Source organism: Brevundimonas diminuta (assembly GCF_039673845.1).
Classification (GTDB): domain Bacteria; phylum Pseudomonadota; class Alphaproteobacteria; order Caulobacterales; family Caulobacteraceae; genus Brevundimonas; species Brevundimonas diminuta_E.
Genome location: NZ_JBDJMK010000015.1, coordinates 24,048 through 46,933, shown reverse-complemented (window position 1 = coordinate 46,933; position 22,886 = coordinate 24,048). Strand labels below are relative to the sequence as shown.

The following is a 22,886-nucleotide window of genomic DNA, read 5'->3' as shown; positions in this document are numbered from 1 at the left end:
GCGTGTGACGCGGCCAAGACAGCTTGACCATGAAAAATATGGTGCGTCCTCAGATCATCGGCTCGCCGCGCCGGTGCGCGTCCAGCCACTCGCGGAAGAAGGCGCGGGCGATGAAGGCCAGCACTGCGGCCACGATGACGGGCCACATCAGGACATAGGCGGTCAGCCAGAACGCGGTCATGGCGATCTCTCCTTGGTTATCGGGATTGCGGAAGGGGTTGGTCGGCCGGCGCGGCGGTTCGCGCAGGCGCGGGCGCGGCGTCCTCCTCCACATCGAAGTCGCCGGTCATGCGGGCGATGCGCGAGAAGTCGAAGCCGTCCTGATTGGACATGGACATGGCGGTGCAGACCACGGTGCTGACGGCATAGGCGATCAGTGAACCGCTGAGCACGGCGTAGTCATGCAGGAAGCCGATGCCGAAGGGCGCGACGGCCAGGGCCGCGATCACGCCGACGATCCGCGCCACGCGCGCGCCGAAGAAGCCGAAGGTCATCAGGCCGGCGACCACGCCCACCCCGACCACGGCGATGACGTCGAAGACATAGCCGACCGCCCCGTCCATCGGGATCCAGCCGAACCGCACCGGGAAGAAGAAGACCAGCGCCGCCAGCACCGAGACGGTGAAGGCCTTGTTGGTCACCTTCTCCCAATAGAAGCTGGCGATGACGGGGAAGACCAGCGCACCCCAGATGGCGCCGACCAGCACCAGCAGGTCCAGGATGTTCATCCGCGCCCCGGCGAAATAGAGGGCCGCGCCGGTGGCGATGACCATGGTCGCGCGGCCGACAGTCAGCATCAGACGCGGATCGGCCTTCTTGCCGCGCGCCCGGCCATAGATGTCGGCCATCATGATCGACGACAGGGCCGACAGGTCGGAATCCGCCGTCGAGGCCAGCGAGCCGATGATCATGATGAAGAAGACGCTCAGCAGCACCGGCCCGAAATAGGTTCCGGCCAGTTGCGGGATCAGGTTGTTGAGGTCGCCCTCCATCGGATTGATCCCGGCGTACAGGGCCACGACGCCCAGCATGCCGATGCCGATGATGGTGGCGCCATAGCCGACCGTGGCGGTGATGAAGGTCGGCTTGATCAGATCCTCACGCACGGCGAACAGGCGCTGGGCGATGGTCTGGTTGCCGATGGCGTAGGCCAGGACGGCGGCGATATAGGGCGCTCCCTGATTCAGAAAGGCGTCGGACGAGAAGAAGCTGGTCTGCTGCGGCGTCAGATTGGACGCGCCCTCGACAAAGACGCTGGGTCCGCCCATGGCGAAGAAGATGGCCGGAATGACCACCACCACGGCGCCCAGCATGGCGCACACCTGGATGAAGTCGGTCAGCACCGAGGCCCGGAACCCCGACCACAGCGTATACAGCAGCACCCCGCCCGCGATGACGACGATGCCCTGGCTGAAGCTGAACGGCGACAGCATGGAGATCAGGGCGCCCCCGGCGATGAAGTTGGACGTCAGGCTGATGACGCTGCCCAGAACATTGGAGCCCGCCAGCATCAGCTGGCTGGAGCGGCCGTGCCGGGCGTACATGACCTCGGCCAGCGTATGGGCGCGCGGCGCCACGGCGCGGATGCGGCGGCCGTAGGGGTAGATGAACAGGATCATCAGCGCCCCCCACAGCCCATAGTGGATCGGCCCCGATATGCCGTAGACATAGCCCGAGGTGGCGGACGCATACATCGACGCCGCCCAGATCCAGGTCGCCGTCATCGAGGCGGCCGAGACGCCCAGACCGATGCCGTTCCCGGCGGTCATATAGGCGTCGGCGTTTTCCTTGCGTCGACTGATCCGCAGCGAGATCAGCATGGTCAGGCCGAAAAACAGCACCAGCAGGCCGATCGTCAGCGGCCCGCCCAATTGTTGAAGTTGTACGTCGTCCACGCGCGCCTGCGCTCCTGTCTCTTCTTGCCATCAGGCGAGCCCCCGGCCCGCCATCCGCGCAGCCGCAAAGACGCCGCCGCGCCGCAGGGCGCAGGCAGACGGGATGTCACGGTTGCGTACGCGCCCGACAGAAACGCCCGGCGCAATGAACGGCGCGTCGAACGCGCCAGCGGCTCAACCCCTCAAGCCACGAAGACGCAGCCTAATACATCAACGGCAAGGCTGAGATAAAGTTTTTGTGCACCGCGACAGACTTGACAGAAATCAGGCCGAATCTCGCCAACCTTCAGAGATTCAACCGAAGACTGCCAACGACGAACTGACACAAAAACAAAATGAACTGAAGACCGTCTGAAACTGACCTATACTGCATAGGCAAGGCTTTCTCATTTCAGACAAAGAAATGGGCAGGCGCTAAAAACTGCATTCATCGTCATCACATATCGCGCCATGCGCGAACCGCCCTCAACGCCCGACGACGCATGGCCCGAAACGACAAAACGCCTGCGTTCGGAAACGCAGGCGCTGAAGCCGCCTCAAGGGCCGACAGCCCTCGGGGGATGACCGGATCAGAACCGGCCGATGATGGTGCGAGCGGCGGGAATCGAACCCGCACGACCGAAGTCGAGCGATTTTAAGTCGCTTGCGTCTACCAGTTCCGCCACGCTCGCAGCGCGCACCTCAGCGCTTCGCCTCCTGTGCCGCACGGGCGGCCCGGAAGTCTACATCTGAATCGGCGATCAGGCGCACCAGAGCCGCCCAGGCGGCGACATTCTGGGTCATCTGAGCCGGGTCGATCTTGTCCAGCGTATCGTCAGCGGTGTGGTGCAGGTCGAAATAGCGCGTGCCGTCCTGACGCAGGCCGAACACAGGCACCCCGACCTTGGCCAGCGGGCCGATGTCGACGCCGCCATACAGTTCCGGCTCGCCCGGCAGGACGCCCAGCGGACGCAGGACGCGCTCGGCGATGCGGGCGAAGTCCGTCCCCTGCGATCCGGGCGGCAGGCCCAGCGCATAGATGCGGTCGGCGCCGAAGTCGCTCTCGCCGGCGATGATATGCTGTTCGACCGCCGCGCCGACGCCGCGCACATAGGCGCCGCCGCCGTTGCCGTGGTCGGTCGGCTGTGCGACCTCTTCAGAGCCATAAAGGACCACGCGCACGGTGCGGGCCGGGCGGCCCTGTTCGGCGATCAGCTTGGCCGCCGCCAGGGTGATGGCGCCGCCCGCCGCGTCGTCGATGGCGCCGGTGCCCAGATCCCAGCTGTCCATGTGCGAGCCCAGCACGATGATCTCGTTCGGGCGCGAGGCGCCGACGACATCGCCGATGACGTTCTGGCTGGTCGTCTCATAGGTGTGGGCGGTGGACTTCAGGCGCAGGCGCACCGTCTCGCCCATGCCGACCAGACGGGCCACCTGATCGGCGTCCGGCGCGCTGAGCGCAAAGGCGGGCAGCGGCACCTTGCCCTCGACATAGCGGGTGGTGCCGGTGTGCGGCATCCGGTGTTCGTCCGACCCGGCCGAGCGCATGACGAAGGCCACGGCGCCGCGCTTGGCGGCCTCGACCGGCCCCATGCCGCGCAGACGCGACAGCGGGCCATAACCCGAGCCGTCCTGCATCCGCACCATCTGGCCGCCGTCGACCAGGGCGATCTTGCCGTTCAGCGACCCGGCGGGCGCGGCCAGCAGGGCGTCCAGACCGTCGAAGAAGACGATTTCGGCCTCAATGCCCTGAGCGGGCGTGGGGATGGAGTGGCCCAGCGCCGCCACGACCAGCTTCTGCGGACGGGCGCCCAGAATCTCGGCGCTTTCCTCGCCCCGCTCCCAGCCGATCAGGGGGAACTGCTCGATGCGGACGTTCTGGAACCCGTGGGCGCGCATATAGTCCGCGGCCCAGGCGGCGGCCTCCTGCTCGGCGCGCGAACCCGCCGGACGCGGGCCGAAGCGGGTGGTGATCTGGGTGACGTAGTCGAGGGCGATATTGCCCTTAAGCGCCTGATCGCGCACCTGTTCGGCGGCACGGATGGTGCGGGCGTCCTGCGCCATGACCGGCGTAGCGACAAGGCCGAGCGCCACAGCGCTGGCGGCCATCAGACGGATATTGAACGACAAGAGCGCCTCCCAGACTCAATGACAGGCGCGGACCCTAGCGGGCGAAGACTGCGACCGAAAGCCTCAGCTTCGCCGCCAGGCGGAAATCACTCGCCCTTGATGAAGGGCTCGACCAGGCCTTGCAGCTTGACGGTCAGGGCCTTGCCGCGACGGTCGACGCGGTTGCCGACGGCCAGACGGACCCAGCCTTCCGAGACGCAATATTCCTCGACGTTGGTCTTTTCCTCGCCCTTGAAGCGGATGCCCACGCCGCGCGCCAGCAGTTCGGCGTCGTGGAAGGGGCTGTCGGGATCGACCGAAAGGCGGTCAGGCAGGGCGTCGGACATAAGAAGGTCTCGCGAAAAATCGAAGCGGGCTGAATAGCCGCGCAAGGCCGATGCGACAACCGTCGCCTATTGCACCGACTGGCGCGGCGCAGCCGCAGCGCCCGTCGTCGCCGCCGCATAGGGGCGCGGGCCGCTTTCAGCAGTCGCCGTCGGCGCCTTGGCGGCGGGCTGGGCCGCAGGGCGCGCGGCGGGGGTCGGGGCGCGGCGCGGAGCCGTCGCCTGGGCGGCGCGGGCCGGGGCGGGCGCAGGAGCGGCGGCCGGTTGGGCGGCGGGCGTCGGCGCGGGCGCCGCCTCGGCCGAAGGCGAGGCCACGGCGGCGGCGCGGGCGGCGTATTGCTGGGCCTGGAAGCGTTTGGCCAGTTTTTCGGTCAGTTCGCGGGCGGCGGCGGGCTGCATCTGGGCCATGATGGCGGCCAGCGTGCGGGGGCGCATGGCCGAGGCGACCGGCAGGCGCACGCTGTCGTCCAGAGTGGCGAAAACGGCCGCCGCCTCCTTGGGCCGCATGGCGGAATAGACGGCGACCAGACGATCGGCCTCGGCCTTTTCCTTCTCGTCGACCTGACCGACCAGGGCGCCGATTTCGCCCTTCAGCGCCTCCAGCGCCTGCAGCTTGGCGTCCAGCTTCTGCTCGGCGGCGACCATCAGCGGCAGGGTGGTGGCGAAGTCGGCGTCGCGGGCGTCCAGCGCGTCGCGGCGCTTGGACAGGGACTGGATGATGCGCAGTTCAGCCGGAGAAATGCCCGCCTGCTGGGCCAGTTGTTCCGGCGTCAGGGCGCAGACGGCGGCGGGTCTGGGCTCAGGCTTGGCCCCCTCGCCTTCCTTGACGGCGGCTTCCTGCGCCCATGCGGTCGCGCCCTGAAAAAGGTCCGGCGCCACGCCCGCAGCGCGCACGGCCACGACGCCGCCGATGGCGATGGCGATCAGGGGCAGAAGGCGGGGCAGCTTGCTCATCGGTCAAACTCAGCGAACGGTTTGGCGCCAGGCGCCGGGCAGGAAAACACTTCGCCCCCTCAAGTCGCCTGACGCCGCGCGTCAGGCATAGGGGCGCTTAAAAACATCAAGCAGCGAACAGGTCGTCGTCCAGACTACGGCGGGCGCGGTTTAGGCTCTGTTGCGCAGCATGGTTAGCGGCCAGAGCCTGCATCACCGGCGAAGCGCGTTCCGGCGCGGGCGCAGGCTTGGGCGACGGCGCCTTCATGACCGCGCGGGCGCCTTCGATGCGCTCCATCAGCGAAGCCATGCGACGCGCGCGGGCTTCATCGTCCAGCAGGGGGGCGACCGAAGAGGTGCGGACGGGTTCAGGCTCGACCGCCATGTCCGTCTCGACCGGGGCGCGGGCGGCGGCGCGGCGCTCGTCTTCGCGCGTTTCGATGCGGCTGTCGGCCGGGCGGGCGGGAGCGCGGGCGATCAGCACCTCCAGCTCCTGTTTCACCGCACGGGCCTTGATGATGCGGTCGTGCAGCAGGTCCGTCTCCTGCCCCGAGGCGCGCAGGGTGGCCAGCGCCTGTTCGGCGCGTCCGGCGGCGCTGTTCAGCTCGGTCACGGCGGCGGCGAAGGCCAGCTGGCCCTCACGCAGCGTCTTCAGCTTGCGCTCCAGCTTGATGCCGTAGCCGATGGCCGCGACCAGCAGCAGCATGAGGATGGAGTCGAGGATGATGCCGGTCATGTCAGCTGTTCTCCCTGGCGAGGCGGGCGGCGGCGTCGGTGCTGATGGGGCCTTCGACGCGGACGGCGATGTGCTGGCCCTTGCGGCCCATCTTGCCGGTCGTCAGGGCGATGGAGCCCGCCCGCACCGAGACGTCGGATTCAGGCGTGACGTTCAGCATCAGGGTGTCGCCGACCTTCAGGTCCAGCACCCTGGACAGGGGCATCTGCTGCTCGTCCAGCACGCAGCGCACCTCGGTTTCCGTGGTCCAGAGTTCGGTGGCCAGGTGGCCTTCCCAGATGTTGTCGCGGCCGAACTTCTCGCCCATGAACTGCTGCAGCAGCATCTTGCGGATCGGCTCCAGCGTCGAATAGGGCAGCAGCAGTTCGACCCGACCGCCGCGATCTTCCATGTCGATGCGCAGCTTGACCAGAATGGCGGCATTGGCCGGGCGCGCGATGGCGGCGAAGCGCGGGTTCGTCTCCAGCCGGTCCAGATTGAAGTGGACGGGGGTCAGCGGCTCGAACGCCTGACGCGCATCGTTCAGGATGACCTCGACCATGCGCTGCACCAGCACCCGCTCGATGGTGGTGTAGGGCCGCCCCTCGATCCGCAGGGCCGCCGTGCCGCGACGTCCGCCCAGCAGCACGTCGACGATCGAATAGATCAGGTTGGAATCAACCGTCAGCAGGCCGTAGTTGTCCAGCTCCTCGGCCCGGAACACCGCCAGAATGGCCGGCAGGGGGATGGAGTTCAGATAGTCGCCGAAACGGATCGAGCTGATGGTGTCGAGGCTGACCTCGACGTTGTCGGAGGTGAAGTTGCGCAAGGACGTCGTCATCAGCCGCACAAGGCGGTCGAAGACGATCTCGAGCATCGGCAGACGCTCATAGGACACCAGGGCCGAGTTGATGATGGCGCGGATGCCGCTGCGCTCATCATCGGCGCCGCCGCCCATGTCGAAGCCCAGCAGGCTGTCGATCTCGTCCTGATTCAGCACCCGTTCGGACAGGGCCGCGCCCAGATCAGCCCCCAGATCGGCGTCGCCGCCGAAGGGGTCCAGTTCGTTCTCGGGCGCCAGCGCGTCAGTCATGACTACTGCACCAGCATTTCTTCGATCAGCACGGCGTCCACCTTGCCCGGCGCCGCGATCAGATTGACCCGGCGCAGGATTTCGGCGCGCAGCTGATACGACCCGGCCGAACCGGCCAGATCCTCGGGCCGCAGTTCGCGCAGGAAGCTCTGGAACATGTCCTGCATCCGCGGCGCCTCGGCCTCAAGGTGCGAGGCCACCGAAGCGTCCTTCATCTCCAGCGTCAGGCGCAGCTTCAGATAGGTCGGGCGCCCGTCCGCCGACTGAATGTTCACGATCATGTCGGGCAGGGTGTAGAAGGTCACGCCGTCCGGACCGGCCGCGATCTTGCCCGCGCCGGGGGCCGCCTCGCCCTCCTTGCCGCCGCCGTGACCGCCGCCTTCCTTCTTGGCCTTCTTCTCGTCCTTGGCCGGGGCCGCGTGGCCGCCCGACGCCTCGGCGGGCTTGGGCTTCATCATCAGGAAGGCGGTCGCCCCGCCCCCGCCCAGCACGACCAGCGCCGCCGGGATGATGATGAACAGCAGAGGGATCTTCTTTTTGGCCGGAGCCTCGGCGGCGTCGCCTTCGCCCTCGGCGCCGGGAGCAGCCTCGCTCGCGGCGGGCAGGTTCGCGTCGTCGCCCGTGGGCGCTTCGCTCTTCTTCTTGCCCAGCTTGAGTTTCAGCATCCGCAGGCCGCCCCGATCCTTACCCTGCCGGGTGTGGGCCAGTTTTGGTTAATGAGGCGTTTACGATCGGCAAATCCTGCCGGGCGCCGAACCGTCGAAAACCGTTCAAACCCCCATTCCACGGGCGTTAACCCTGTTGGCACGGCCGTTGCGACGCAAGACGGCGAAAGGAGCCTGCCCGTGGAAAACGCCGCCTATATCGGACTGTCGCGCCAGATGACGCTTCGCCGCGAGCTGGACATCGTGGCCAATAACGTCGCCAACGCCGACACCACCGGCTTCAAGGTCGAGCAGCTGATGGTCGGGACCGAGGTCGGCCAGCGCGCCCGCAACGACAACATCCGTCCCTCGGCCAGCTTCGTGCTGGACAAGGGCGTGGGCCGCGATTTCGGACAAGGCTCGCTGAAGCAGACCGGCCGCGACCTGGATTTCGCCATCGAGGGCGAAGGCGCCTTCTTCACCGTGCAGACGCCGGGCGGCCCCGCCTATACCCGCGACGGCGCCTTCGTCACCGATCCCGAAGGCCGCCTGACGACCAAGCAGGGCCTGCCGGTGCTGGCCGACGGCGCCGAGATCGTTCTGGACCCGCAGCGCGGCCCTGCCAGCGTCGCCCACGACGGCACCATCAGCCAGGAAGGCCAGCCGGTCGGCCGCCTGACCGTGGTGCGCTTCGACGCCCTGTCGGCGCTGCAGAAGTCCGGCGACGGCCTTTACCGCAACGCCTCCAACGCCCAGCCGCTGGACGCGACCGACGCCCAGATCCGTCAGGGGATGCTGGAAGGGTCGAACGTCAACACCCTCGTGGAAATCACCAACCTCATCGAGATCAGCCGCGCCTATGAGCGCGTCACCAAGATGATCGAAAACGCCAACGACCTGTCACGCCGCTCCGTCGAGCGGCTGGGCCGGGTTTCGTAAGGGAGAGCTGAGACATGCGCGCGCTTCGCACCGCCGCCACCGGCATGGCCGCCCAGCAGTTGAACGTGGAGGTCATCTCCAACAACATCGCCAACATGAACACGGTCGGCTTCAAGCGTCAGCGGGCCGAGTTCCAGGACCTGCTGTACCAGAACGTCGAACGCATGGGCGCACAGTCCTCGACGCAGGGCACCGTCGTGCCGACCGGCATCCAGATCGGCTCGGGCGTCAAGGCGGGCAGCGTCTATCGCATCACCGACCAGGGCAGCCCCAACCGCACCGGCAACATCTACGACCTGGCCATTCAGGGCAAAGGCTACTTCCAGATCACCCTGCCCTCGGGCGAGTTGGCCTATACCCGCGCGGGCAACTTCACCGTCAACGGCGAAGGCCAGCTGGTGACGGACGACGGCTATGCGGTCGAACCCGCCATCGCCATTCCGCAGGACATGGTCGACGTCACCATCTCCAAGTCCGGTCAGGTTCAGGTGAAGACCGAGGGGCAGCCCGAACCGCAGGTCGTGGGCCAGCTGGAACTGGCCACCTTCTTCAATGAGGCAGGGCTGGAAGCCATCGGCGACAATCTGCTGCTGGAGACGGCGGCCTCGGGTCCGGCCACGGTCGGGGCGCCGGGCGAGGTCGGCTACGGCACCCTGCTGCAACACTATACGGAGGCGTCGAACGTGGACGCGGTCAGCGAGATCACCGCCCTGATCGTGGCCCAGCGCGCCTATGAGATGAACTCCAAGGTCATCACCACCGCCGACGAAATGCTGTCCGTCTCGACCCAGTTGAAGAGCTAGGGAAAGGCCTTAAGCCATGAAGCGCGCACTGATCCTCGCCGCCGCCGTCGCCGCCTTCGCCGCCCCTGCGGTCGCGGGGCCGGTCAATCTGCTGCCCGATCCGGTCGACGATGACGGCCGCATCACCCTGGGCGAACTGTTCGATGACGCGGGGGCTGCGGCCAACGTCGTGGTCGGCCGCCGCGTCGGGGCGACCGCCGTGCTGGAGGCGTCTCAGGTTCAGCTGGCCGCGCGCCGCGCCGGGCTGGAGTGGAGCAATCCGGCGGGCCTGCGTCGCATCGTCGTGCGCGAGGGCGGCGCCGCCCTTCCGGCCGAGGCCTCGGCCCGCCCCGCCGCCGCCAGCGTCGGCGCCAGCGCAGCCGCGGGCGTTGAGGTCCTGACCTACGCCCGCAGTCTGGCCGCCGGCGAAGTGGTCCAGCCCGAGGACGTCATCTGGTCGCGGGTCCAGTCGCATCTGGCCCCCGCAGGCGCCCCCCAGGACGCCGAGGCCGTCATCGGACTTCAGGCCAAGCGCGCCCTGCGCGCCGGATCGCCGGTGGCCCAGCGCGACCTGGCCTCGCCTCAGGTCATCGCCCGCAACGACATGGTCGAGGTCGCCTATATCAACGACGGGGTCGAGCTGACCGTCACCGGCAAGGCGACCCGCAACGCCTCGGCGGGCGAGGCCGTGCCGATCCTGAACGTCCAGTCCAACCGCACCATCGACGCCGTGGCCGTAGCCCCCGGCCGGGCCGTCGCCGGTCCCGCCGCCCGCATCGCCCGCCAGAACCCGCAACAGTTCGCCGCCCGTTGAGCGAGGAAACCATCATGCGCACCCTGCCCCTCGTCGCCGCCCTCTCGCTGACCGCCTTCGGCCTGACCGCCTGCTCCACCGCCATCGAGGCGGTGAAAGGGCCGCAGCTGGCGCCCATCGGCTATCCGGCCGCCCTGACCCCGATCGAGCAGGCCTATCTGCCCGAACCGACCGCAGCCAGCGCCAACAGCCTGTGGCGCACCGGCGCGCGCAGCTTCTTCGGCGACCAGCGGGCGCGCCGCGTCGGCGACATCCTGACCGTCTCCATCGACATCAACGACCGCGCCCAGACCCAGAACACCACCCAGCGCAACCGCACCAACAGCGCCTCGACCGGGGTGAACAACTTCTTCGGGCTGGAGAACAGCCTGGGCCGCGCCTTCCCCGGCGGCTTCGACCCGTCCAAGATGGTCGGCATGGAAGGGGCCGTGAACGCTAACGGCTCGGGCAGCGTGAACCGCTCGGAGCGGGTGAACGTCACCGTCGCCGCCGTCGTCACCGCCGTCATGCCCAACGGCAACATGGTCATCCAGGGGCGGCAGGAAGTGCGCACCAACCGCGAGGTGCGCGAGCTGACCGTGGCGGGCATCGTGCGGCCCGAAGACATCTCCAGCGCCAACACCATCCGCCACAGCCAGATCGCCGAGGCGCGCATCAGCTATGGCGGGCGCGGCGACATCAGCCGGATGCAGGCCGCCCCCGCCGGTCAATCGCTGGTCGAGCGCTTCAGCCCCTTCTGACCCGCGTTCAACAAACCGTGTGATTCCGGTATCGCCGCATCACGGAATCGCGCGCCGTCCAGCTGAGCCGTGAACCGTTAACAGGCGACCCGCGTTTGATCCGTCGAACGCGAGTTGTCTTTCATGCGGAACGCCGCCTTTCCTGTTCTGGCCGTCCTGGCCCTGGCCGCCGTCGCGGGTCAGGCCATGACGCGCGCCCCGCAACCGGCCGAGGCGCAGGCTGCGGGCTGGCACGTTCTGCGCGAAGGCCCGCTGGCCAAGCTTGCCTATGGCGCGCCGGATTCGGACCATCTGGCCCTGATGCTGACCTGCATGCCGGGCGAAGGCGCCGCTGTCGTCTATGGCGATATCCAGCCGCGCAGCGCGACCCTGCAACAGGCGTCGCTGGCCCCCGATCCCGTCGATCCCCTGTCGGGCGGCGAAGCCTTTGAGGCCCGTCTGTCGCTGGACGACGCCGCCCTGACCGGTCTGGCCCGCGACGGCCGGATGCCGGTCCTGACCGAGGCGGGCGAGCGCCGCCTGACCGCCACCCGCGACGAGCAGCGGCTGATTCAGGGCTTTCTTGGCTATTGCGCTTCGGGGCGGGCCTGATCACAGTCCGACCGTCTTCATCAGCGGGGGCTGAAACATGACCTCAATGCTTGGCCTGGCCCAGGCCGCGATGTTCGCCCTGGTCGTTCAGGCGGCGCCTCAGGACGGGGCGCAGGCTCCGGTCGAACGACCGCAGGGCGCACAGTCTACACCCGGTCCGGCCGCGCCCCGGCGCCCGTCCGAAGGCTGGACCTGGACCCTCTACAGCGGCGACGGCCCTCTGGTGCTGGCCAATGAGATTCCCGACACGCCGCGCCTGCGCACCACGCTGGAGTGCACGCCGGGGTCCAGCATCGCCCGCCTGACCCTGCATGAATCGCCGGGCGCCGACGGCTTCGCCGCCGTCCGTTCCGGCGCCGCCTCGGCCGAGGTGGAGACGCGCGCGAGGCGCGGGCGGCTGGAGACGGCCCTGCGCGCCGACCACCCGGTCTTCGCCGCCTTTCTGGCCACGGGACGGCTGACGCTGGCCATCGGCGACCAGACGCCGTCGGTCGAGATTGATCGGGCGAATCTGCCCAAGCTGCGCCGTTTCGCCGAACTGTGCACCGGATGAGAACCCCCATGCGCCCCTTTCCCCGGCCCGCCGCGCTGGCGGCCTCTGCTGCGGCCGTCGCCTGCATGGTCGCCCTCAGCGCCTGCGCCCCGACAAACGCCCCGCACGCCGCCCTGACGGCGAGCGGCGCCGCATCGCCGCGCCCCGTCGCCGGCTACGACTGGTTCCTGAACGATGACCCGGACGAGCCGCGCCTGTCCTACGGCATGGCCGAGTCGGACGACGTGCCTCTCAGCCTCATGTGCACCAAGGGGTCGGGCAAGGTCGCCCTGTCCCTGATCGCCGACCGGACGCCCGCCCGCGCCATCACCGTGGAATCGGGCGGCACCGTCGAAACCTATCCGGCCCGCGTCGAAGAGGCCGACATGCACGACGGCGCCTATCTGGTCGCCACCGCGCCCAGCGCCGACCCGGTGTTCCAACGCTTCCGCAGCCTCGGTTGGCTGGCGGTGCTGCAGGGCGACCAGCGCCTGACCATGGCCGCCCAGCCCGGCTCGGAAAAACGCGCCGCGCGTTTCCTCGACCTGTGCCGTTGAAGGCTTGACCGCAGCGGCCCCGTCCGCTCCCCTCCCCCGCTGTATTCGGGAGGGCTTCTGCCATGCGTCATCTTCTTTTCGCCGCCGGTCTCGGCTTGTCGGGCCTTGCGGCCGCAGGCGCGCCGCCCGCGCAGGCCGCCGTCGTTCAGGCCCAGTCGCCGTCCGCCGCCGCGCTGGACGCCCTGCTGGTCGACTATGAAGCCTATCTGCGTCAGGCGGACCCCATCGGCTCGGGCATGGACGGCGACCGCGCCGCCCTGTCGCGCCTGCCCGACGCCAGCCGCGCAGGCGAACTGGCCCGTCGTGCGCCGCTGAACGCCCTGAAGGCCCGGCTGGACGCCATCGACCCGGCCGCGCTGGATGAAGGCCACCGCCTGAACCACGCCTTCGTCGGCTATCTGATCGGCCGCGAGCTGGAGCGGATCGAGCTGGACCCGTCGCGTCTGGCCTTTGATTCCGAAGGCGGCCCCGGCCAGATGCTGGCCTATGTGGCGCCCGCCACCCGCATCGCCACGGCCGCCGACGCCGAGGCCTGGCTGAAGCGTCTTGAGGCCGCGCCCGCCTATTACGACGCCGGGATCGCCAACACCCGGCGCGGGCTTGAGACCGGCCTGATCCAGGCCCGTTCGGTCGTCGACAGCGCCCTGGCCCAGGCCGAGCGCGACCTGAAACCCGGCGAGGCGGGCGATGTCCTGCTGCGTCCGTTCAACGCCCTGCCCGCCACCATCCCCGCCGCCCAGCAGGAACAGTTCCGCGCCCGCGCCCGCGCCATCGTCGAGGGGCCGATCACCGCCCGCCGCACCGCCTGGCGCGACCTGCTGCGCGACGAATACGCGCCGAAAGCCCCGCAGGAGCCGGGCCTGGTCCACCGCCCCGGCGGCCGCGACCTGTACGCCTTCCTGGTCCGCAGCCACACCACCACCGACCTGACGCCCGATCAGGTGCATCAGATCGGCGTTGAAGAAGTCGCCCGCATCCGCGCCCGCATGGAGACGGAAATGCGCGCCGCCGGCTGGACCGGCGACTTCGCCGGCTTCCTGACCTTCCTGCGCACCGACCCGCAATTCTACGCCAAGACGCGCGAGGAACTGCTGGAGAAGGCGTCCGAAATCGCCAAACGCTCGGACGATCGCCTGCCGTCGCTGTTCGCCACCCTGCCGCGCCTGACCTATGGCGTGCGCCCGGTGCCGATCGAGATGGAGGAAACCTACACCACCGGCCGCTACAACTCAGGCTCGATGGCGACGGGCGTGGCCGGGGGCTATATCGTCAACACGGGCAAGCTGGACCAGCGGCCCCTGTATGAACTGCCCGCCCTGACGGTGCATGAGGCGGTGCCGGGCCACCACCTGCAGATCGCCCTGCAACAGGAAGCCGCCGACCAGCCCTATTACCGCCGCGACGCCTCGGTCACCGCCTTCAGCGAAGGCTGGGGCCTGTATTCAGAGTTTCTGGGCGAGGAAATGGGCATCTACCGCACGCCCTATGAGCGGTTCGGCCGCCTGAGTTACGAGATGTGGCGCGCCTGTCGTCTGGTGGCCGACACCGGCCTGCACTGGCTGGGCTGGAGCGAGGAACAGGCCCGCGCCTGCTTCCGCGACAACTCCGCCCTGTCGCCGCACAACATCGAGACCGAACTACAGCGCTACATCGGCGACCCCGGTCAGGCCACGGCCTATAAGATCGGCGAGATTCGCCTGCGCGAAATCCGCCAGAAGGCCGAGCGCGAACTGGGCGACCGCTTCGACGTGCGGACCTTCCACGACGCCCTGCTGGTCGACGGCGCCCTGCCGCTGGCCCTGCTGGACGCCCGCATGGATCGCTGGATCGCCGAACAGAAGGCGAAATAGCGCCTCCCTCTCCTCCCCACTTTGTGGGGAGGGGGACCACGAAGTGGTGGAGGGGTTTTGCAACAGCAGAACCCCTCCACCTCTTGCGTCTCGTCGGCTTCGCCGTCGATCCCCCTCCCCCTCAGATGGGGATGACAAGCCCCAGTTCGGCCCGCGCCTTCTTCGTCAGCCTGGCGGCGATCAGGGCGTGGGCCGACTTCAGATGGTCCGCCAGTTCCTCATCCGGCCAGTCGCCCGGATCGGCCAGATGCACCCACTTCGCCCGCGCCAGATAGGGCGCCGGCGCCGCCCGCCCCTCTTCGGTCAGCACCGCATAGGCGATGTCGGATACCTTGAACGACAGCCCGCCCTCGGCCCCGATCAGGGCGAACATCTTGCCCCCGATCTTATAGGCGTCATGAAACGGCCCGAACGGATGATCCATCGTCGTTCCCGGCAGAGCCAGGCAGACCTTGCCTACGCCCGCACGATCCATCAGGCGCCCCCGCTCATGCCCCGACGCCCAGACCGATCGGGCAGACCACGCCCGTCCCGCCGATGCCGCAATAGCCCGCCGGATTCTTGGCCAGATAGCCCTGATGGTAATCCTCGGCGAAATAATAGGGCCCCGCCGGTTCGATCTCGGTCGTAATGGCCCCGCGCCCCGCCGCGCTCAGCGCCGCCTGATAGGCGTCGCGCGACGCCAGCGCCTGCGCCTGCTGCTCATCATTCTGCGTATAGACGGCCGAGCGATACTGCGTGCCCTGATCGTTGCCCTGACGCATGCCCTGCGTCGGGTCGTGGTTCTCCCAGAAGGCCTTCAGCAGGTCGTCGTAAGCGATCACCGTCGGATCAAACACCACCTGCACCACCTCAGTATGGCCGGTGCGGCCCGAGCAGACCTCCTCATAGGTCGGATTGGGCGTGATCCCGCCCGCATAGCCCGCCGACGTCACCCAGACGCCCGGCAACTGCCAGAACACCCGCTCCACGCCCCAGAAACAGCCCATGCCGAACACGGCCGTCTGCATCCCCGCGGGATGCGGCCCCTTCAGCGCATGGCCCAGCACAAAGTGCGTCTCATCGGTCGCCAGCGCCTCGGCCCGCCCCGGCAGAGCCGTCTCGGACGTGGGCAGTTCATCATTCTTCTTCAACAACATGGCGCGAACTCCGCGAAAACAGCGTCTTCGCCTATATGGAGGCTTCAAGGGCGCTTGCCCATGGGGGCGTCATGCTCTAATCAGCCCCTCCCGTCGGTCCGCTCCCGACGGCTCCGCCCCGGACGCATCCGGGCTCAGGTGGAATGGACAGGTGGCCGAGTGGTTGAAGGCGCACGCCTGGAACGCGTGTATAGGGGCAACTCTATCGAGGGTTCGAATCCCTCTCTGTCCGCCACCACCATCGTAATTTCTCTTATTTTCAGTTAGTTACCGTTCGATTTGGCTAACTTGCCTGTTGGGTTAGCCAAAGTTTGTTCGCGTTGCGTGCCGCCGATCGTGGCGAAGGCGTCCTGCGCCAGAAGCCGCTGATCCCGCGCCTTCGTATAGCGCTCCACCTCTTTTGAAGTCTGGTGGCCGGTCACAGCCTTGATCTGCACCTCGGTGCAGCCCGCATCGGCCAGCCGCGTCGCTGCCGATTTTCTCAGCCCATGCGCCGACCGATCAGAAATGCCACCTGTCTGCACGCACGCCGGAATCAGTTGCCGAATACCCCCGCCGTAAAGCCAACATGCGACTGCGTGATCAGGAACAACATTTGCCCCGCTGGAACGGTGTCGAGCGACGACTTGAGACGTAGATGAATCGGCAATTCGAGAAAGGCCTTGGTCTTCTCCTGCCAGACTAGAATCGCGGAGCCCTGGACGTGTTGCTGCCCCATGTTGCGCACGTCGCCTGACCATTGAGCGGTGTAGAGCAGGAGATCAAATGCCAATCGCTCACGCGAGCCAACTGGCCCGCGCCCGAGCAAAGGCTGCGTCGGCGCCCTTAATGACGCGCGTGTCTTCCTCGGGCGTCAGCGCGATGGCGTCCAGAGCGCCCGTGAAGGCCCTTCAGAACGCAGCGGGACCTTCCGGCAGGTTAGCCGTGATCGTCCGACAGCCCCGGAAACAGGGCCTCCAGCGCGGCATCCCCGTAAAGCGCGTCGATATCGCGGTGGAAGACCCACTGCACGCCCACGAAACGCGCATAGCCTTCCAGACTATCGAAGGATGAAGCCTCCATGATCGACTGGTCCAGTCGATCATGGACGGCATGTGTCATGGTTTTCAGCCGCTTGGCGCGCGGCAGATCGGAAACCTGGTCCGTTCTTTCTCTCCTGTGCTCCGCCGCGGTTCAGAAACGATAGCTGAGGCCGATGCGGACCATGTGCAGGTCGGCGTCCGAGCGGACCTTGCGGCCTTCGACGATGTTGACGGTGCCCGGCCCCGACGAGGTGACGCGCACCCGTTCGCCGGTGACCGGGTCGCGCACGAAGCCCGAGAAGTTATAGGCCAGCCCCACGCCCGCGCGGGCGTCTTCATGCTCGAACGTCTCATGGCCGAAGTGGGCGTAGTTGTATTCGGCGCGCAGCGACCAGCGCTCGTCGATGGCGCGCTCGACGCCCGCGCCCAGAACGGCGCCGGTGCGGATATGGCGAGCCTGCTCGGTGAAATAGTGTTCGAGCGGGATATTGCCCGGCGCATAGGGGCTGATGCCGAAATCGGCCCGGCTTGTCGGCGGGGTGGAGCGGTATTGGCTGCGCGACTGCGTTTCGCGCATCCAGCCGACGCCTGCCGTGCCGTACACCAGGGTCCGTCCCAGCGCATAGCCCAGCTTGCCCTGCAGGGTGACGAGCCGGTCCCATTTGTAGCGCGTGTCCGACTCCAGGATATTGGCCGCACGCAGCGATTTGATGCTGTTGCTTTCGCCCGAGGTGGACGACACGAGCACGCCCGACCAGGCCGCCAGATCGCCGGTCGTGACATCGCTTCCGACGCCGATGACGATGTTGTTGGCGAACTGATAATTATAGCCCGCGCGCGCGCCGCCGACGAAGTTGCGCAGGCTCTCATCGATGCGGCTGCCGTTTTCGACGTCGGCCGCCTTTCCGGCGCTGTCGGTCACATCGCCCTGGGTGTTGCCTGAGCCATAGCCGAAATCCATGCCGACATAGGGGCCGGTCCAGTCGACGGCGCCCGCCTCGTGCGCGCCGCTGAACCAGTCGCCCAGCCAGAGCCCGCCGCCTGAGCCCAGCGTCTGGCTCAGACCGATGCGGAAGGTCCGCCCCGGCGCCGGGATGAAGCCCAGGCTCATCGGCTCAGTATAATAGCGGTCGGTCAGGTTATCGACGCTCCAGTTCAGCGACAGGCTGTCGTTCACCTTCACGCTGCCGGTCAGATCCACCAGCGTATAGGGATGCCATTCGACGGCGCTGATCAGGGGCAGGAAGCCGGTCGAGGGCTTTTCAGCCTCGATGGCGCGCTCGCCCATATAGGTCAGGCGGGCGCCCAGGGTGGCGCGATCGTTCAGGAACTTCTGGCTGATCGAGAGATTGGCCGACCACGTCGGCGGGATATAGTTGGTGGCGTAATCCGAGGCCAGCGAACTGGCGATGCAGTTCTCGCCCGGACGGCAGAAGCGGATGCTGTCGTAATAGGTGGCCCCGGCGTCCACGCTCAAACCGCCGTTGCGATAGCTGATGTTGCCTTCCAGACCGCTGAACTGCGCCCGGTCGATATTGTACATCTGCATGGCGGCTTCCTGCAGCAGGTAGCGGCGCGAGATGTAGCCGTCGATCTCATTGTCGAACCAGACCAGCTTCAGGCCCAGTTCGTCCTCGTCCGCCAGCAGGCCGTAGCGGATGTAGTTGGCGCCGACCTCCCAGTTGCTGGCGGTTTCCTTGTGAAGGTCCGGATTGGCCACCATGAAGAAGTTGGTGGTCGCCTCCAGCAGCGACGGCAGGCGCGACGCCTTCTTGTAGGTGGCGAACAGTTGCATCCCGTCCATCGGCGTCACCGTCGCGCCCAGCGACCAGTTGAAGGCGTCCTCGCTGCGCTCAAGCCGCTGCTGAACGGTCTGGTTCAGGCGCGTCTGCCGGTCCGTCAGGGTGTAGTTCTGGTAGCGCGCGCCCGCGGTCAGGCGCAGCCAGCCGGTCGGCTCCAGCGCCGTATCGGCGAACAGGCTGTATTCGCTGCGCGAACCCTCACGCCCCGGCGGGTTGGAGACGACGGCCGACCAGTCGCCGACCGGCCCGGCCTTTTCATGAAGGAAGGAGGCGCCGTAATCGGCCGAGAACAGGCCAGCGGGCGTCGACAGCCTTGAGGCGTTGCCCGCGTCTGCGCCCCAGCTGTCTACATAGCGACGCGACGGGTCGGAGTTATAGAAGGACGGCGCGCTCTCCTCGAGTTTGGAAAGCCAGCCGTTGATCTTCAGATCAATGAGGTCGTTCGCGGGATTCCAGCGATAGCGGCCCGTGACGCGATCCAGAGAGGTTTCTGAAAAGGCGCTGTTCTGGAACACCGCGCCCGTGGGGCTGACCAGGGTGCCGGGATAGTTCTCTCCGAAGGTGCTCCAATAGCCGCCATAGCCCAGCTCAAGCAGATGGTCGTCGGCCGGGCGGATCACCGCCTTCAGCAAGACCGATTCACTCTCGTTCGAGGTGTTGTAGACCTGTTCGCCGGCGACGAACGGCGTGTGGCCGTGCTCGCCATAGAAGGCGACGGCGCGATCGCACAGCTGCTGCAGCACCGCCTCGTTCGAGCCCGCGGCGCAGAAGGGCGACGGCGCGCCCGTCGGCTTGGGCGCATATTTGCCGCCCGCGCCCGCGAAATAGTTGCCCGTGTTGCGATAGGAATAGCCCGCCACCAGGTCGATCCGCTCACCCCGGCGCCCGAACACCAGACTGGTCGAGCCGCCGCCCGGCGTGAAGAAGCCGGGCCGGTCACGCCGCCGCGTCGCAGCCAGCGGGTCGCCGTAGAAGCTGAGCGGCTCCAGAATATTGCGGGTCATGTTCGACCCCGGCGTCGTGTTGTTGCCGCTCAGCGACGCCATCACCCGCACGGCCATGACATCGTCCGCAGGCACGATGTCGTCGACGCCGAGCCACCGATCCCGCCTGCGATGGCGTTGCCCATCGACGGGCCCTTCTCGATGGCGACGTGGCTGATGAAATCAGGGTCGATGAAGCTGCGGTTGCTGGTGCCCTGATAGCCGCGATAGACGGTCGTTCCGTTGATCGCGCCGTCGACCGTCACCGGCACCCGGCCCTGCCCCTGCATCCCCCGGATGTTGACGTCCAGGCCGCCGCTGCTGCGCGCCTCGCCCGAGATGATGCCCGTCGCACCGCGCAGCATGTCGGCGGGGGCCTGCGCCGGATAGGCTTCCAGCTTGTCCCGCGTGATGACGCTGACCGAACCCGGCGTCACATAGACCGATCCGCCCGAGCCGTCCCAGCCCGCTGCGCGCCCGTTTCCAGCGACCACGCCGCCGTTTCCACTGTCGCCCTCAACCCGCACGGCGCCCAGCTGGATCACGCCCTCGCCCGCCGCACGTTGGGGCGCAGGCTCCAGCTGCACGGTCTGCGCGCCGGTGAAGCGATAGGTCAGGCCGCTGCCCGCCAGTATGCGCGACAGGCCCTCGGACGACGACATCCGCCCGACCGCGCCCGGCGAACGGGCGCCCGGCATGGTTCCGCCATAGACCACATTCACCCCGGTCGCCCGGCTGTAGGCCGCCAGCGCGGCGCCCAACGGCTGGGGCCCGATATCGAAGGCCGCTTCCTGCGCCTGCGCCCGCGCCGGATCGGCGGAGGCGGCCATGGCGGCCAGTGCGGTAGAGCCCATCAAGGCGGCCATCATCAAGGCCCGGCCGCCGCCCAATCTCGTCTTCATACGCCCCTCACACGGGATAAACCGGCAGGCTGTCGGCGCCCGCCCTCGGTGAGAAAGACGACAGGATCGCCCCCTCGTCAGGTAAGAATGAGATTTATTTTCAATTTGGCGTCAGAACGGCGAACAGATCGCCGCCGCGCCGGATGCGCATGGGCGTCGCCTGCGCCAGACGCTCCAGCCCCTGCGCGGCCTCGGTCGTGCGGGTGATCAGGGTCACGCGCCGCGCCGCCAGCGCCTCATCCAGGATCACGGTGCGCCCGCCGGTCCAGCGGTCCAGCACGGCCGCCACATGCCGCAGCGGCGCATCAATGAAGACCAGACGCCCGTCGCGCCACGCCAGACTGTCCTGCGACAGTCCGCGAACCGGCGACAGCCCGGCCCGACCGTAGGACAGACCCTGTCCGGCCTGCAGTCCCGCGCTCGCCTGCCCCAGCGCGACGCGCACCGCCCCGGCCGTCGCGCCGACGCGGGCGACGCCGGGCTCGACCACGGCTGCAAAGGCGCCCTCAGGGGCCTCGATCCGGCCGCCCGCCGCCTCCACGACGAAAGGACGAAGGTCCGCCGACGACGGCTGAAACCACGCCTCGCCGCCCAGCAGCCGCAGGCGCCGCCGTCTGGCGCTGAAGTCCACGTCCACGGCTGTCCGGGTCGAAAGCTCGACGCGCGAGCCGTCCGCCAGCGTCACGCGCAGCGTCTCGCCCGGCCGCGTCGCATAGGTCGCGAAAGGATGAGGCCCAAGGGCCAGACGCCCGCCGATCAGGGCCACGGCCGCCGTTCCGCCCAGCCCGGCCGCCCCGCGCAGCAAGGTCCGGCGATCCGGAAGCGGCCCCAGCCCTTTCGCCGCCCCGCCCGTCGCCAGGGCGGGCAGATGCGCCGCGGCGCCCCACAGGCGCTGCAGCCGGTCATAGGCGCGGCCATGGGCCGGGTCCGCCGCGCGCCACGCCTCGAAATCGGCGCGCAGGCTGGTGTCGGCCGGGTCGTCGTGCAGGCGCACGAACCATGTGATCGCCGCCTCCGTCGCCGGATCGGCCTGGGCCTGACTTCGCCTTGGGTTCACATCCGTCTCGTGCGGTTCGCGCGCCGGTGCAGGCGCCCCCTTGCAAAGGGGGACGAAAGACCGCGTCCTTTGTCAGGTCTCTGCGTCGAAATCCGTATCCGCCGCCAACTGAATGGCCAGCAGGGCGCGGCCCATATGCTCATGCACTGTCTGGCGCGACAGCCCCATCCGGCGGCCGATCTCGGCGAAGGACAGCCCCTCGATCCGCGACAGGCGAAAGACTTCACGCGGCCGGGCGGGCATGGCGGCGATGATGCGGTCCATCCGCGCCAGTTCGCTGCGGGTGATCAAAGCGCGCTCGGGATCGGGCCTGGGATCGGCCGCCATCAACAGGGCGTCGTCGCCATCGACCGGCGGCCGGGCCGCCTCGCGCCGTCGGTGGTCGACGATCAGATTGCGGGCGATGCGAAACAGATAGGCCGGACCGTTTACGATCGGCGCCCCCTCGCCCCGCACCGAAGACGCCAGCCGCAGCCAGCTGTCCTGGGCGATATCCTCTGAATCCTCGCGGTGGCCGACTCGGCGACGCACAAGACCCTTCAGCCGTCGGTCCGTCTCTCCGATCTCATCTTCGGACAGCGGGAGGGGCGACGGCATGGCGAGGGTCCGGAAACAGCGAGTGCAGACCTCCTAACGCAAGTGATAATGATTATCAAACAAGCATTGCGGCCGCCGCCTCCATACCCGTACTCAGCACTCGGCCCAGCGCCGCAGCAGGTTGTGATAAACGCCGGTCAGCTTGATGACCTTGGGGTCGTCGTTGCCCAGCACGGGAACCAGCCCCTGAATGGCCGTGTCCAGGCTGTAGAGGGTCGCGCGCTCGCCATCGTCGCGCACCATGCTCTGCGTCCAGAAGAAGGAGGCCACCCGCGCGCCGCGCGTGACCGGCGTGACCAGATGCTCGCTGGAGGCCGGATAGAGGATCAGGTCCCCGGCAGGCAGTTTGATCCGCTGCTCGCCATAGGTGTCCTGAATGACCAGTTCGCCGCCGTCATACTCATCCGGATCGGACAGGAAGAGGGTGGACGACAGGTCGCTGCGGATCCGGAAATCGGTCCCGCGCAGGATGCGGATCGAGTTGTCGATATGCAGGCCGAACGACTGCTCGCCCTCATAGCGGTTGAACAGGGGCGGAAAGACCTTGAGCGGCAGGGCCGCCGAGACGAAGGCGGGCGAAGCGCCCAGGGCGTCCAGAATGATGGCGCCCAACTGCTTGGCCAGCGGCGAGCCTTCGGGCAGTTGGGTGTTGTTCTTGGCCAGGGCGGACTGGGCGCCCGAGGTCTGGTTGCCGTCCGTCCAGTCGGCGGCGTCCATCAGGGCGCGGAACTGCTGGACCTGCTCCCGGCTCAGGACATTGGGGATGTGCGCCAGCATGGCTGTCTTCTCCTGCAGGGAAGGAAATGGCTGGGCATCGCCAGCTTGCGATCCATTCGCACGACTGTGCCGCCCGCTCAAAGGAAAACC

Annotated in this window: 26 protein-coding genes and 2 tRNA genes; 9 read left to right on the top strand and 19 right to left on the bottom strand. The window is 67.9% G+C overall.

What is annotated here, in order from left to right; translation table 11 throughout:
* Nucleotides 1–49 precede the first annotated feature (49 nt).
* The 9 genes from ABE454_RS15605 to ABE454_RS15565 all read right to left on the bottom strand — a co-directional run bounded on the left by ABE454_RS15605 (nucleotide 50) and on the right by ABE454_RS15565 (nucleotide 7,733).
* A complete protein-coding gene (locus ABE454_RS15605) occupies nucleotides 50–181 on the bottom strand; it encodes a putative transporter small subunit (protein ID WP_346533025.1) in 132 nt (43 codons plus the stop codon).
* Nucleotides 182–197: 16 nt separating this feature from the next.
* A complete protein-coding gene (locus ABE454_RS15600; protein WP_346533024.1) occupies nucleotides 198–1,895 on the bottom strand; it encodes a sodium:solute symporter family protein in 1,698 nt (565 codons plus the stop codon).
* 586 nt (nucleotides 1,896–2,481) lie between these two features.
* Nucleotides 2,482–2,566, bottom strand: a tRNA-Leu gene (locus ABE454_RS15595).
* A 10-nt stretch (nucleotides 2,567–2,576) separates the two neighbouring features.
* The gene (locus ABE454_RS15590; RefSeq protein ID WP_346533023.1) at nucleotides 2,577–4,004 is read right to left on the bottom strand and encodes a M20/M25/M40 family metallo-hydrolase; all 1,428 of its coding nucleotides are present in this window, start codon (nucleotides 4,002–4,004) and stop codon (nucleotides 2,577–2,579) included.
* 86 nt (nucleotides 4,005–4,090) lie between these two features.
* Nucleotides 4,091–4,330 carry a DUF3297 family protein gene (locus tag ABE454_RS15585; RefSeq protein WP_346533022.1) on the bottom strand — a complete coding sequence of 80 codons (240 nt, stop codon included), beginning with the start codon at nucleotides 4,328–4,330 and terminating at the stop codon, nucleotides 4,091–4,093.
* Between the two features lie 66 nt (nucleotides 4,331–4,396).
* Entirely contained in the window at nucleotides 4,397–5,281 is an 885-nt protein-coding gene (locus ABE454_RS15580) for a MotE family protein (protein WP_346533021.1), read from the bottom strand.
* Between the two features lie 106 nt (nucleotides 5,282–5,387).
* Nucleotides 5,388–5,996: a DUF6468 domain-containing protein gene (locus tag ABE454_RS15575; RefSeq protein WP_346533020.1), complete on the bottom strand. Its 609-nt coding sequence runs from the start codon at nucleotides 5,994–5,996 to the stop codon at nucleotides 5,388–5,390.
* 1 nt (nucleotide 5,997) lies between these two features.
* Nucleotides 5,998–7,068 carry a flagellar motor switch protein FliM gene (gene fliM, locus ABE454_RS15570; protein ID WP_346533019.1) on the bottom strand — a complete coding sequence of 357 codons (1,071 nt, stop codon included), beginning with the start codon at nucleotides 7,066–7,068 and terminating at the stop codon, nucleotides 5,998–6,000.
* A 2-nt stretch (nucleotides 7,069–7,070) separates the two neighbouring features.
* The gene (locus ABE454_RS15565) at nucleotides 7,071–7,733 is read right to left on the bottom strand and encodes a flagellar basal body-associated FliL family protein (RefSeq protein WP_346533018.1); all 663 of its coding nucleotides are present in this window, start codon (nucleotides 7,731–7,733) and stop codon (nucleotides 7,071–7,073) included.
* Between the two features lie 180 nt (nucleotides 7,734–7,913).
* On the opposite strand from ABE454_RS15565, the gene flgF reads away from it, so the two are divergent.
* The 8 genes from flgF (at nucleotide 7,914) to ABE454_RS15525 (ending at nucleotide 14,517) form a co-directional block, all read left to right on the top strand.
* Nucleotides 7,914–8,651 carry a flagellar basal-body rod protein FlgF gene (gene flgF, locus ABE454_RS15560; protein WP_346533017.1) on the top strand — a complete coding sequence of 246 codons (738 nt, stop codon included), beginning with the start codon at nucleotides 7,914–7,916 and terminating at the stop codon, nucleotides 8,649–8,651.
* Nucleotides 8,652–8,665: 14 nt separating this feature from the next.
* Nucleotides 8,666–9,454, top strand: a complete 789-nt coding sequence (gene flgG / locus ABE454_RS15555; protein WP_346533016.1) for a flagellar basal-body rod protein FlgG — start codon at nucleotides 8,666–8,668, stop codon at nucleotides 9,452–9,454.
* A 16-nt stretch (nucleotides 9,455–9,470) separates the two neighbouring features.
* Nucleotides 9,471–10,247 (top strand): flagellar basal body P-ring formation chaperone FlgA, encoded by a 777-nt coding sequence (gene flgA, locus ABE454_RS15550; protein ID WP_346533015.1) that lies wholly within the window; start codon nucleotides 9,471–9,473, stop codon nucleotides 10,245–10,247.
* Between the two features lie 14 nt (nucleotides 10,248–10,261).
* On the top strand, nucleotides 10,262–10,987 hold the full coding sequence (gene flgH, locus ABE454_RS15545) for a flagellar basal body L-ring protein FlgH (protein ID WP_346533014.1): 726 nt from the start codon (nucleotides 10,262–10,264) through the stop codon (nucleotides 10,985–10,987).
* A 123-nt stretch (nucleotides 10,988–11,110) separates the two neighbouring features.
* Nucleotides 11,111–11,578: a hypothetical protein gene (locus tag ABE454_RS15540; RefSeq protein ID WP_346533013.1), complete on the top strand. Its 468-nt coding sequence runs from the start codon at nucleotides 11,111–11,113 to the stop codon at nucleotides 11,576–11,578.
* A 37-nt stretch (nucleotides 11,579–11,615) separates the two neighbouring features.
* A complete protein-coding gene (locus tag ABE454_RS15535; protein WP_346533012.1) occupies nucleotides 11,616–12,131 on the top strand; it encodes a hypothetical protein in 516 nt (171 codons plus the stop codon).
* Between the two features lie 8 nt (nucleotides 12,132–12,139).
* Nucleotides 12,140–12,667, top strand: coding sequence for a hypothetical protein (locus ABE454_RS15530; RefSeq protein ID WP_346533011.1), 528 nt, complete (start codon nucleotides 12,140–12,142; stop codon nucleotides 12,665–12,667).
* A 62-nt stretch (nucleotides 12,668–12,729) separates the two neighbouring features.
* Nucleotides 12,730–14,517: a DUF885 domain-containing protein gene (locus ABE454_RS15525; RefSeq protein WP_346533010.1), complete on the top strand. Its 1,788-nt coding sequence runs from the start codon at nucleotides 12,730–12,732 to the stop codon at nucleotides 14,515–14,517.
* A 121-nt stretch (nucleotides 14,518–14,638) separates the two neighbouring features.
* Here ABE454_RS15525 and ABE454_RS15520 read toward each other — a convergent pair whose 3' ends face one another.
* Both ABE454_RS15520 and msrA read right to left on the bottom strand, forming a co-directional pair.
* Nucleotides 14,639–14,992, bottom strand: a complete 354-nt coding sequence (locus ABE454_RS15520; RefSeq protein ID WP_346533009.1) for an MmcQ/YjbR family DNA-binding protein — start codon at nucleotides 14,990–14,992, stop codon at nucleotides 14,639–14,641.
* A gap of 13 nt (nucleotides 14,993–15,005) precedes the next feature.
* On the bottom strand, nucleotides 15,006–15,656 hold the full coding sequence (gene msrA, locus ABE454_RS15515) for a peptide-methionine (S)-S-oxide reductase MsrA (RefSeq protein ID WP_346533008.1): 651 nt from the start codon (nucleotides 15,654–15,656) through the stop codon (nucleotides 15,006–15,008).
* Between the two features lie 145 nt (nucleotides 15,657–15,801).
* On the opposite strand from msrA, the gene ABE454_RS15510 reads away from it, so the two are divergent.
* Nucleotides 15,802–15,891, top strand: a tRNA-Ser gene (locus ABE454_RS15510).
* Nucleotides 15,892–15,919: 28 nt separating this feature from the next.
* Here ABE454_RS15510 and ABE454_RS15505 read toward each other — a convergent pair.
* The 8 genes from ABE454_RS15505 to ABE454_RS15470 all read right to left on the bottom strand — a co-directional run bounded on the left by ABE454_RS15505 (nucleotide 15,920) and on the right by ABE454_RS15470 (nucleotide 22,796).
* Nucleotides 15,920–16,180: a tyrosine-type recombinase/integrase gene (locus ABE454_RS15505; RefSeq protein WP_346533007.1), complete on the bottom strand. Its 261-nt coding sequence runs from the start codon at nucleotides 16,178–16,180 to the stop codon at nucleotides 15,920–15,922.
* 11 nt (nucleotides 16,181–16,191) lie between these two features.
* Nucleotides 16,192–16,428, bottom strand: a complete 237-nt coding sequence (locus ABE454_RS15500) for a hypothetical protein (protein ID WP_346533006.1) — start codon at nucleotides 16,426–16,428, stop codon at nucleotides 16,192–16,194.
* A gap of 146 nt (nucleotides 16,429–16,574) precedes the next feature.
* Nucleotides 16,575–16,757, bottom strand: a complete 183-nt coding sequence (locus ABE454_RS15495) for a hypothetical protein (RefSeq protein ID WP_346533005.1) — start codon at nucleotides 16,755–16,757, stop codon at nucleotides 16,575–16,577.
* A 72-nt stretch (nucleotides 16,758–16,829) separates the two neighbouring features.
* Nucleotides 16,830–19,559, bottom strand: coding sequence for a TonB-dependent receptor domain-containing protein (locus tag ABE454_RS15490; protein ID WP_346533004.1), 2,730 nt, complete (start codon nucleotides 19,557–19,559; stop codon nucleotides 16,830–16,832).
* Nucleotides 19,526–20,365, bottom strand: a complete 840-nt coding sequence (locus ABE454_RS15485) for an STN domain-containing protein (protein ID WP_346533003.1) — start codon at nucleotides 20,363–20,365, stop codon at nucleotides 19,526–19,528. The genes ABE454_RS15490 and ABE454_RS15485 overlap by 34 nt, the downstream gene beginning before the upstream one ends.
* Nucleotides 20,366–20,465: 100 nt before the next feature.
* Nucleotides 20,466–21,422 carry a FecR family protein gene (locus ABE454_RS15480; RefSeq protein ID WP_346533002.1) on the bottom strand — a complete coding sequence of 319 codons (957 nt, stop codon included), beginning with the start codon at nucleotides 21,420–21,422 and terminating at the stop codon, nucleotides 20,466–20,468.
* A gap of 72 nt (nucleotides 21,423–21,494) precedes the next feature.
* Nucleotides 21,495–22,019, bottom strand: a complete 525-nt coding sequence (locus tag ABE454_RS15475) for an RNA polymerase sigma factor (protein WP_346533001.1) — start codon at nucleotides 22,017–22,019, stop codon at nucleotides 21,495–21,497.
* A gap of 93 nt (nucleotides 22,020–22,112) precedes the next feature.
* Nucleotides 22,113–22,796, bottom strand: coding sequence for a Fe2+-dependent dioxygenase (locus tag ABE454_RS15470; RefSeq protein ID WP_346533000.1), 684 nt, complete (start codon nucleotides 22,794–22,796; stop codon nucleotides 22,113–22,115).
* Between the last annotated feature and the right edge of the window lie 90 nt (nucleotides 22,797–22,886).

Excerpts from the sequence above, each read along its gene's own strand:
- ABE454_RS15580 (WP_346533021.1), bottom strand. The coding sequence starts at position 5,281 with ATGAGCAAGCTGCCCCGCCTTCTGCCCCTGATCGCCATCGCCATCGGC.
- flgG (WP_346533016.1), top strand. The coding sequence starts at position 8,666 with ATGCGCGCGCTTCGCACCGCCGCCACCGGCATGGCCGCCCAGCAGTTG.
- msrA (WP_346533008.1), bottom strand. The coding sequence starts at position 15,656 with ATGTTGTTGAAGAAGAATGATGAACTGCCCACGTCCGAGACGGCTCTG.
- ABE454_RS15495 (WP_346533005.1), bottom strand. The coding sequence starts at position 16,757 with ATGACACATGCCGTCCATGATCGACTGGACCAGTCGATCATGGAGGCT.
- flgA (WP_346533015.1), top strand. The coding sequence starts at position 9,471 with ATGAAGCGCGCACTGATCCTCGCCGCCGCCGTCGCCGCCTTCGCCGCC.
- ABE454_RS15535 (WP_346533012.1), top strand. The coding sequence starts at position 11,616 with ATGACCTCAATGCTTGGCCTGGCCCAGGCCGCGATGTTCGCCCTGGTC.
- fliM (WP_346533019.1), bottom strand. The coding sequence starts at position 7,068 with ATGACTGACGCGCTGGCGCCCGAGAACGAACTGGACCCCTTCGGCGGC.
- flgH (WP_346533014.1), top strand. The coding sequence starts at position 10,262 with ATGCGCACCCTGCCCCTCGTCGCCGCCCTCTCGCTGACCGCCTTCGGC.
- ABE454_RS15485 (WP_346533003.1), bottom strand. The coding sequence starts at position 20,365 with ATGAAGACGAGATTGGGCGGCGGCCGGGCCTTGATGATGGCCGCCTTG.
- ABE454_RS15475 (WP_346533001.1), bottom strand. The coding sequence starts at position 22,019 with ATGCCGTCGCCCCTCCCGCTGTCCGAAGATGAGATCGGAGAGACGGAC.
- ABE454_RS15530 (WP_346533011.1), top strand. The coding sequence starts at position 12,140 with ATGCGCCCCTTTCCCCGGCCCGCCGCGCTGGCGGCCTCTGCTGCGGCC.
- ABE454_RS15575 (WP_346533020.1), bottom strand. The coding sequence starts at position 5,996 with ATGACCGGCATCATCCTCGACTCCATCCTCATGCTGCTGCTGGTCGCG.
- ABE454_RS15585 (WP_346533022.1), bottom strand. The coding sequence starts at position 4,330 with ATGTCCGACGCCCTGCCTGACCGCCTTTCGGTCGATCCCGACAGCCCC.
- ABE454_RS15605 (WP_346533025.1), bottom strand. The coding sequence starts at position 181 with ATGACCGCGTTCTGGCTGACCGCCTATGTCCTGATGTGGCCCGTCATC.
- ABE454_RS15525 (WP_346533010.1), top strand. The coding sequence starts at position 12,730 with ATGCGTCATCTTCTTTTCGCCGCCGGTCTCGGCTTGTCGGGCCTTGCG.
- ABE454_RS15540 (WP_346533013.1), top strand. The coding sequence starts at position 11,111 with ATGCGGAACGCCGCCTTTCCTGTTCTGGCCGTCCTGGCCCTGGCCGCC.
- ABE454_RS15565 (WP_346533018.1), bottom strand. The coding sequence starts at position 7,733 with ATGCTGAAACTCAAGCTGGGCAAGAAGAAGAGCGAAGCGCCCACGGGC.
- ABE454_RS15470 (WP_346533000.1), bottom strand. The coding sequence starts at position 22,796 with ATGCTGGCGCACATCCCCAATGTCCTGAGCCGGGAGCAGGTCCAGCAG.
- ABE454_RS15520 (WP_346533009.1), bottom strand. The coding sequence starts at position 14,992 with ATGGATCGTGCGGGCGTAGGCAAGGTCTGCCTGGCTCTGCCGGGAACG.